Origin of the sequence: Salinivibrio sharmensis (genome assembly GCF_001995985.1) — a bacterium.
Classification (GTDB): domain Bacteria; phylum Pseudomonadota; class Gammaproteobacteria; order Enterobacterales; family Vibrionaceae; genus Salinivibrio; species Salinivibrio sharmensis.
Map to the genome: position 1 here is coordinate 162,785 of NZ_MUFC01000007.1, position 8,952 is coordinate 171,736.

General features: G+C 46.0%; 9 protein-coding genes and 1 pseudogene. 2 read left to right on the forward strand and 8 right to left on the reverse strand.

The window, feature by feature from the left end:
* Positions 1–103 precede the first annotated feature (103 nt).
* On the forward strand, positions 104–778 hold the full coding sequence (gene mutH, locus BZG74_RS09055) for a DNA mismatch repair endonuclease MutH (RefSeq protein ID WP_077772289.1): 675 nt from the start codon (positions 104–106) through the stop codon (positions 776–778).
* 48 nt (positions 779–826) lie between these two features.
* Here the strand turns inward: mutH and BZG74_RS09060 are convergent, their stop codons facing one another.
* A complete protein-coding gene (locus tag BZG74_RS09060; protein WP_077772290.1) occupies positions 827–1,129 on the reverse strand; it encodes a DUF6482 family protein in 303 nt (100 codons plus the stop codon).
* A gap of 199 nt (positions 1,130–1,328) precedes the next feature.
* Between BZG74_RS09060 and BZG74_RS09065 the strand changes: the two genes are divergently transcribed.
* Positions 1,329–2,363, forward strand: a complete 1,035-nt coding sequence (locus BZG74_RS09065; protein ID WP_077772291.1) for an NADP(H)-dependent aldo-keto reductase — start codon at positions 1,329–1,331, stop codon at positions 2,361–2,363.
* Positions 2,364–2,453: 90 nt separating this feature from the next.
* Here the strand turns inward: BZG74_RS09065 and BZG74_RS09070 are convergent, their stop codons facing one another.
* The 7 genes and pseudogenes from BZG74_RS09070 to BZG74_RS15515 all read right to left on the reverse strand — a co-directional run.
* Positions 2,454–2,684: a hypothetical protein gene (locus BZG74_RS09070; protein WP_069362108.1), complete on the reverse strand. Its 231-nt coding sequence runs from the start codon at positions 2,682–2,684 to the stop codon at positions 2,454–2,456.
* Positions 2,685–3,097: 413 nt separating this feature from the next.
* Positions 3,098–4,030 carry a GNAT family N-acetyltransferase gene (locus tag BZG74_RS09075; protein ID WP_077772292.1) on the reverse strand — a complete coding sequence of 311 codons (933 nt, stop codon included), beginning with the start codon at positions 4,028–4,030 and terminating at the stop codon, positions 3,098–3,100.
* A 108-nt stretch (positions 4,031–4,138) separates the two neighbouring features.
* Positions 4,139–5,071 (reverse strand): EAL domain-containing protein, encoded by a 933-nt coding sequence (locus BZG74_RS09080; RefSeq protein ID WP_077772293.1) that lies wholly within the window; start codon positions 5,069–5,071, stop codon positions 4,139–4,141.
* Positions 5,072–5,471: 400 nt separating this feature from the next.
* Entirely contained in the window at positions 5,472–7,367 is a 1,896-nt protein-coding gene (locus tag BZG74_RS09090; protein ID WP_077772295.1) for a methyl-accepting chemotaxis protein, read from the reverse strand.
* A gap of 31 nt (positions 7,368–7,398) precedes the next feature.
* Positions 7,399–7,962, reverse strand: a complete 564-nt coding sequence (locus tag BZG74_RS09095) for a hypothetical protein (protein WP_131825629.1) — start codon at positions 7,960–7,962, stop codon at positions 7,399–7,401.
* A gap of 129 nt (positions 7,963–8,091) precedes the next feature.
* Complete coding sequence (locus BZG74_RS09100) at positions 8,092–8,727, reverse strand: helix-turn-helix transcriptional regulator (protein ID WP_158020639.1); 636 nt, start codon at positions 8,725–8,727, stop codon at positions 8,092–8,094.
* Positions 8,728–8,778: 51 nt separating this feature from the next.
* Positions 8,779–8,952: pseudogene (locus tag BZG74_RS15515) on the reverse strand (ISAs1 family transposase); the annotation flags it as partial.

Sequence of the window (8,952 nt, forward strand, 5' to 3'; positions counted from 1 at the left end):
CTTAATAAGCTGCAGGTTGATCCCCGCCGCCAGATCCGCTTGCAGCCCACATCACAGTTCTTGATAATGCACACCCATAACCAAACCTGCAGGATCCAATACCGTGACACCAGCCCCCGCATCAGAACAGATATTGATGGAGCGCGCGCTCGCGTTGGCGGGTCTTACACTCGGCGAAGTGAGTGACGCCCAGTCAATCCGCTGTCCAGAGACACTTGCGCGGGAGAAAGGCTGGATTGGCATGTTACTCGAAACCTGTTTAGGCGCCAGCGCAGGCAGTAAACCTGAACAAGACTTCGCACATTTAGGTATTGAGCTAAAAACCATTCCCGTCAACCGTGAGGGAAAACCACTGGAAACCACCTTTGTGTGTGTCGCGCCACTGACGGGTATAGCAGGGGTACGTTGGGAAACCAGCCACGTAAGGCAAAAGCTATCACGGGTTTTGTGGGTGCCGGTTGAAGGCGAACGCGATATACCGGTATCACAGCGCTGCATTGGCACGCCATTATTATGGTCCCCCAGCCAAGAGGAAGAAGCGCAACTGCGTGCCGATTGGGAAGAGTTAATGGATTGGGTGGCGCTAGGCCGCGTAACAGAAATTACAGCCCGCCAAGGTGAGTCTCTCCAACTGCGCCCCAAAGCGGCCAACGGCAAAGCGCTGACCGACGCTTTCGGCCCCGATGGTGAGCCGATCCGTACCTTGCCGCGCGGCTTCTATTTGCGCACCCAGTTCACCCATAAGATCTTGCGTCGTTACTTTGTGGATCCGAAATAAGCGTCGATCCGCACGGACGATTACCTGCCCTGCGCGTTTAGGTTAAGGTCAAAAACGAATTGACATATCTTCTCGACAACCTGGCTCTCCGCCCGTGGCAAACTCATCATAAGGATCCATCAAGCGCAGTACGCCCTCTTCAATTCCCAGGGCTTTGAGTTTCTCACCCACCTGCCCGACATGATCAAACTGCATCACTTCACCGGTTTGGTCCGAGCGTAAAGGCTCTAATTCATGCTTCACTTCTACTTCGACCGAGTATTTCGCGCCGCCTGCATGGGCCATCACATAACATTGTGGGCATGAGCGAGGATCCGCGCGCATCCATGCTTTGAGCTGTGAGTAGTTCATCTTACCTTCCTCTAGGTTACGCTTTCTCGTGTCCATCGTGCCTAGCAATAACACCGCCCTCAGACCAATACGATCGGACAATCCATTTAGTAATGGTCAATATTTAACCAGCTGTCAAGCTGCCGCTAAACCGCTTTCGATCATTTTTAAAATTCTCTACTATGGACTGCCATAGGTCGATTGCAGACAAGGAGAAAGGATGCAATACCACCGTTTGCCCCATTCCTCGCTAGAGGTGAGTAAAGTGTGCTTAGGCACCATGACATTTGGTGAGCAAAATAGTGAAGCTGACGCCCATGCGCAGCTCGATCTTGCCTTTGAGCGGGGCGTCAATTTCATTGATACCGCAGAAATGTATCCCGTTCCCCCCAGCCAACCTACGCAAGGGTTAACCGAACAATACATAGGTAGCTGGCTAGAAAAATCCGGGAAGCGCGATCGTGTTATCCTCGCTACCAAGGTAGCCGGACCACGCAATGTTCCCTATATCCGTGACAATATGTCGCTTAACCGACGCCATATTCATCAAGCCGTTGAAGATAGCCTGACACGACTAAAAACCGACTATATCGATTTGTATCAAGTGCACTGGCCACAGCGGCACAATAACTGTTTTGGTAAGCTCAATTATCCGTACCAAGATGAACACTCTGGGGTCACCATCCTCGATACCCTGGATGCACTGAATGAACTCGTCCAAGCAGGAAAAATTCGCTATATCGGCGTCTCAAACGAAACGCCTTGGGGAGTGATGCGCTATTTGCATCTGGCAGAGAAGCACGGCCTCACGCGTATCGTTTCTATTCAGAACCCTTATAATTTGCTTAACCGCACCTTTGAAGTCGGCCTGTCGGAAATCAGTCATCATGAAGGGGTGGAGTTGCTCGCCTACTCGCCGCTGGCGTTTGGCGCGTTGAGCGGTAAATATTTGCAAGGCGCACGCCCGAAAGGGGCCCGTTGTACACTACACCAACGCTTCGCACGCTACTTTACCGAGTCAGGGCAAAAGGCCACGCAAGAGTATGTCGATCTTGCCCAGCGCTATGGTCTTGATCCGGCACAAATGGCACTCGCGTTCGTCAATAGTCGTCCTTTTGTCGCCTCTAACATCATTGGCGCCACGACGCTAAAGCAGCTGGAGAGTAATCTCGATAGCTTGGATCTAACGCTGAGTGACGATGTGCTTGCCGGTATTGATGAGATCGCTAACCGCTACCCTAACCCCTGCCCTTAGATCGCAAACGGCAGCCAAGTTGGCTGCCGCGCAGTGTTTTATTCGATGATGGGGCGGCGTATCAACCGATACGCCGCTTTCTGGGGCCCATTATAGCCACCGCCATCGTCGTCGCCATGTCACCAGATAACGTTTTGCCGCAAATTGTGTGCTAACAGGCAAGGCATCTTGCTTGTCAGGTGCAATACCAATATCACGCTGTAGGTGACGATTTAACGCCACGTCTGTGTAGCGATAACGGTGTGTGCTCGCACGACGCTGACGAATCGCATCCAAACGAACCAGTGCTTGGGCTAACGGTAATAAAGATAGTTGAGTCATGATGGCTCTCCTTTTGGGTTATAGGAGGCCACAGGCATAAAGCGAGGTGGTACTGCAAATTAGCCGCGTTATACCTGCGGCCAATTACAGTTGGACGCAGAGTCAGATGCGTGAGCGGGTATCCTGAGCCGAATCGTTGGCACAGTGACGCGCAGAGGCAAAAATGACATCGAGGTTTTTCATCGGAAAATAAGTCATGGCATTTACCTCCTAGGCATATGAATCTGCGTGAATGGAGTTAATAGTATTCAATAACTTATAACTAATATCAATAAGTTATATTAATATCGTTCAAATAAAGCGCAACACTCTGTCTAGCTATAAAGACATGGTGGATTGTGCGATTAATTATCTCTCAGTTTGATAATTCGTAGACATTTGTCCCGCCGCTGTCGGCGTGTATGAAACCACAGTCAAGCAAGCTTGTTTAACGAGTAATGATTTAACGTCCTAAAATGCGAAAAACCAGCTTGGCAATAGAAATACTTGAGCCCATCGCCATAAGCTCCCACATATACATGCCTGAAGCCTTGATACTTCAGCGCGGTCATGACAAAACGCAGCAGAATCGTTCCCATGCCTTTTCCTTGATACTGAGGTGCGACAGCAACCGGTTCCAGATACACACTATTATCGGCATGATTTTGCCATCCAGTACACGCGGCAATCACTGTGTTTGGATAACGTGGATCGACTAAACAAAAATCTAAATCCTGACGATAATTAGGCGCGTTTTCAGTCATTTTATAACTTGATAATAAATCATAATGCGAGCGATCCTGAAACGCCGAAGCAACACATTCCATCCGGCTTTCATACAAGCAGGGATCGACGAGAGTGCTAAGTAGACAATGACTGGTTGCCGAAGACTGCGGATGTTGATTTAAGTCACAGACAAGCAAATACTCCTGCCCGATATCCTGATCGAAACCATGCTCTTTAAGTAACGTTATTAGCAGGTTATCATCTTGATCCGCCCAACATGTCATCCTTTTTCGTCCACCTTCTAGGCAATAATTCGTCTCCATTGCCCAGCCCAGCATTTGCTTAAGTGAAGCAGATCGATGCTCTGAAGCTGTTAAGAAAAAGCTGTTGAAATCGGCAGCCTCAGACAGAGCGATGCCCACTAGCTTGCCATCACTATCTCGCCACAACGACACATGGTCTTCCCAGTCAGTAATCCCTCTCTTCTCGAACAATGGTTTAACCAAATATCGCGCATATTCAAACCGGCTCGGGTGCCAGCAAGCATCTACCGTCCTCTTTTTAAACAACGAATCAAAAAAGCGTTCCACTTCATTAAAAGCATCACTATGATATTTACAAACGTTGAGTGGGCTAGTCATGTGCTTTCTCTATTACCTTATATCTATACAAAGTGTCATAAACACATGACAAAAAACATAGTACTTAGGGGCTAATTTCTACACTGTGATTACTAATACAAAATACATTTACATATTTTCTTCCGTTAACCACCAATGCGGGAGTTGTGGTCGATACATATAATACCCTTGCACATAGGGGATCGTTATTTCTTTTAATTTACTCACTGTCATCTCATCTTCTACCCCTTCTGCCACGATCTGTACCCCTTCTTTTCTACCATAGCCACATAGGTAGGTTAAAAAGTCCAGACAGGGTTGTGAGACAATGGATTCACTCACTAGCTTTTTGTCTAGTTTGACTTGATAGAGAGGAAGGTTAAACAAACTGGTGATTGCACTCATTCCTGCACCAAAATCATCAATCGAAAGCTTAAATCCAAATTGATTAAGCTTTTCGAGCACTGCGTTAACTTTCATCCCTCCGTCCAATGGATAAGACTCAGTGACCTCCAATACGATGCGTTCAGGGGATAAGTGGTACATTTTGACAATATTGAGAATATCTTCGACGACATTAGGATAAGTGAGTTGTTGAACTGAGATATTAATGTTAATCATTGGTCGAGTCTCAAACAACTTATCGTAATCAGTGAGGAATTGGCAGGCTTGACTGAGCACCTCTAGACCGAGTGCATGGATATGACCCAAATGTTCAGCAATAGGGATAAACTCATCAGGAGATATTGGCCCCATGATAGGATGCGTCCACCTGGCGAGGGCTTCAAAACTAAATATTTCTCCGCTTTTTACCTCAACGATCGGCTGTAAAGCTATATGGATACCGCATTCTTTAATTGCGTTTATGAGCGAGTCTGTGATCTCAAAATGCCGTTGCTCTCCGCTACATAACCGTTTATCAATGGTCATATCAAAACCAATCATATTTTTTAAAGACTGTTCATAACTCGCCTTTTTCACTTTTAGCCCAACTTGTCGACAACAAGGGATGCACTGAGGCTTATAGGCCTCCTTGGAAATACCACTATAAGCCTCCAGCATATTTCTCCCCTAAAAAACATTATAAATAGCTAGAGTAATAATCTCGCTACCAGTTTTCGAAAAATAACCCGCAACAATAGCCTAGTATGCACATGGATGAGAGCTAAAGTAGAGCTTCAACAAGGCCGCTTCCATATCAAAGCTTTTACTTCGGCACCCATGAATAAAGCCTCGCATATCTTGACGTATCGGCTTATATTTTGGGTTATCTAACATGCGTTTATAGTAAACAAGCAACAAACGCTTCCGCTCCTGTAAAGAAACATACTTATCTACACTGTCAATGTAGGAGTAAAGTCTTATTAAGCTATTCACAACAAGTTCAAAAAAAAGCCGCTCTTGTGTGTCATTTATGGCGTCTGACATACAACGGTTGCCATCCATCAACACCGACCTCGCTTTAAACTCTGAACCGCTTAACCGTTTCATGCAGGCGTGAGTTCAGACGACCAATTTTCTCGGCTTCTTCTGTGACCACATCACTCCCTTTGCTAATTGACGCTACAATGGTCTTAATCCTATTCATGTTTTCGCTGATATCCGCAGACACCGCTGATTGCTCTTCAGCCGCTGTTGAGATTTGCGTACTGGCATCGTCGGTCTCTTTTGCGTACTCCGCCATTGTTCTCAAGCTTGTAGCCACCTGCTCTTGACCGGAAGCCGTATCAACACACATTTCTTTTGTGCGATTAATCGCTGCAGACATTTGTTCGCTACTAGCTAATAGCGCAGAAAGCACCTTATCGATTTCCTTGGTGCTGTCCATTGTTCGACTCGCTAACGTCCGGACTTCATCCGCGACGACCGCGAAGCCTCGTCCCTGCTCACCGGCACGCGCCGCTTCTATTGCTGCATTAAGCGCCAACAAATTGGTTTGCTCTGCAATTTCTCCAATTACTTTCAATGCGTCATTAATGTTGTCACTGCTGGCGTTCATGTCGCTTACCAAGGCAACAGAGGCTTCCATATCTTCTAGCAAGCGCTCGTTGAGCGACTGCGCTTTTCTCACCACTTCTTCTGATTGCGCACCTAACTCTGCTGCATCTACAGTGATCTGGGACGCTTTGACCGCGCTTTGTGCGACAGAATGGGCGGTACTGTTCATTTCTTCAATGGCTGTTGCAACTTGCTCAGTTTCAACCGAGTGCTGACCCATACTCTTAGCGTTTTCTTCGGTGAGTGATTGCAAACGCTCGACATTATCGGCTAGCCCTAAGGAGACCTCGACGATATCAGCAACGGCACGATGGACTTTATCAATAAATGCATCAATACCTCGACCAATGTCACCCAAGTCATCATTGCGCTCAAGGTTAAGACGTTTAGTGAGATCGGCTTCACCACTGGAAAGATCCTCTGCCAACACACGAAGAGAGGTGATAGGACGGTACAGCTTATTGATCAACAGATAGAAAGCAGCGATGGCTGCCAGGATGCCCGCAAACACCATGAGTATTGTGGTGGTGCGAGTTTTATAAATCGGCGCAAATGTTTTTTCGTCCTCTAGAGCGACGCCCAAAAACCACGTTGTATCAGCAATCTCTAGCGGCACCGAGAAAAATACTTTTTCAACTCCCCCATAGCTATACTCTTGATACTTGGGTTGAGTACTATTGATAACAACCCTCGCAACATTGGAAAAGCCCGCCAGTGATACGGCTTTCTCACCATTAGAAATATTTGGGCTTGACGAGGCGAGAACGGTCGAGTGTCCATCCATAATCACCGCGACTGCCCCATCCATCTCTTGGAAAGACTCAACCGTCTTATTCATTTTTGACAAGTCAAAATCAAAAGAGAGGACATCGTTTCCGACTTGAGTGGCCATCGACATCCACATTCTCCCGGCGCCTTTATAAGCTCGCGTTGTCGCAACGCCATTTGTCGATACGGCAGCTTTATACCACTCTCTATTTCGTGCATCGCCTTTATATATGTGTCCTGGCCAGTCATCACCCTGTTGATTCCAATAAGCCTGACCATTTTTAGAAGTGAATACCACACTATCCGTATTGGTTGAGGCGGCGATATGCTTGACCAGTGCTATTTTATCAGCTGGTAAAGGGTTGCTTTTGTAGTACTCGGATAGATTTGATAGGACACTTTCTTTTTCATCAAAGTAGGATGAAATGGTTCCGGCATTCGCTTCTACATATTCCCTAACCGTTTTCTCTTTATCCTGCCTAAATGCGTCATAGACATTAAGATATGTCAAAAGACTGACCACCCCCAATGATAAGGATACCAATATCAACACCCCCATCAGGAGCGATTGTCTAAACCCTAACTTCTTCATTCCCCTCTCCCATAAAACTGCTATCTAGGCATTAAAATTTATACAAGACACCAAGAGAAAACAGACAGTTATCATCAACTTCCTGTTCAGAGCCTGTTATATATACATCATCTTGCGAGGACTCATAGCCGAGACGAGACATCACATGAATGTTTTCGCTTAAGGATCGCATCACGATGCCGCCGAGTTCATACCCCCACTCATGCCCAAAGTCTTTTGGCTCATCACTCTCATCGACATCGAACTCATAATGCTTATAGGTGAGTCCCCCGTATAACCCTGCTTGGATACCGGCATAATCACGCGTTAAGGTCAAACCAAGGGAATAGCCTGTTTTATCGATACCCTCTAATGATAGATGGCTTTTATGCTCTATTGCGTCATAGCTCCACCCAGCATAGATTGAGGTACCCTCTAACAGTTGATAGTAATAGGTGAACTGAGCGCCGTTCGCACGTCCGTCAATTATTTCTCCACTGTCATAGAGAGAGTGTCTATACTCAATTGATATTGCATTATGAGTGTTAGAGTAAGCAGAAAAGGAAGCGCACGAGGCCAGCAGTGATAGCAGGTAAAAAGCAGGCGTATTCATCATAAAATACCAGGTAAATAGAACTTAGTCAGAAATTACCGCCAGGGGCTATACGGGTAAATGGTACTTTGGTACGAAATATAAGGTACCCCAAAAAAAAACAACAAATCCTAGCTGCTTTATTAACAAAACTCATAATAAATCATAGCGTCCCTTAACACCGAGTTTCTTATATATATTATTTGCATGGGACTTAACCGTGTTGATGGATATATTTAGTGCACTAGCAAGATCTTTGTAAGAGTAACCCAGCTTAAGCAGCTCCACGATTTCTCTCTCCTTTTTAGATAAAGCATGACAGCTTGTACCCTCTTTTTGTAAATCTATGGCTTGCATACTTCGCTTCAAACAGACAAAAAGAATGGGCGGCTTGAAGTCACAAGGTCTATTTCTCAAGTAATTTCTAATTTGCTCTTGATAAAAATGCTCAACAAAAGACGCTTTTACAATACACGGCAGTCTGACACGTTCGTCTCGACATCGAGCTAACTCATACAGCGAGTAGAAATCAGGGGTGTTCCAAGCTTCTGATACCTGGTTATACTCGTAAACCGAGATGAGTTTTCTCTCAAACGCAACAAAGCTCTTAAAGGAGAACCGCTCTCTTGATACCTCGATTAGCATATTGCAGTACAAAGAGTATATCTGATAAAAACAGTTATCAGCAGATGATAAATAATCACGCTTAAAGCGAGTTATATATTTATCTATGGTGTGTAAACCTTTCCCTGCCCAAATTGAAGAAATGATAATAGCTACCGTTGTCATGTACTCCATTTTATGTGTTCGGTAAGGTAGTCAGGGCGAGCGCATGAGTGTTCATTTTTCAACCATCGCCGGTATGCCTGCGGCTAAAACCTTCTCTAAGAAGCTGGGATTCATGAGACAGCGCTTCTGTTTGGCCACCAAGCTGATCTTGGTCGGCTCAGCCCGCACCATGTTTGAGGCCATGTGTCGCAGACAGGCAAAGTTCGCGGCCCCATTGTCTTTATA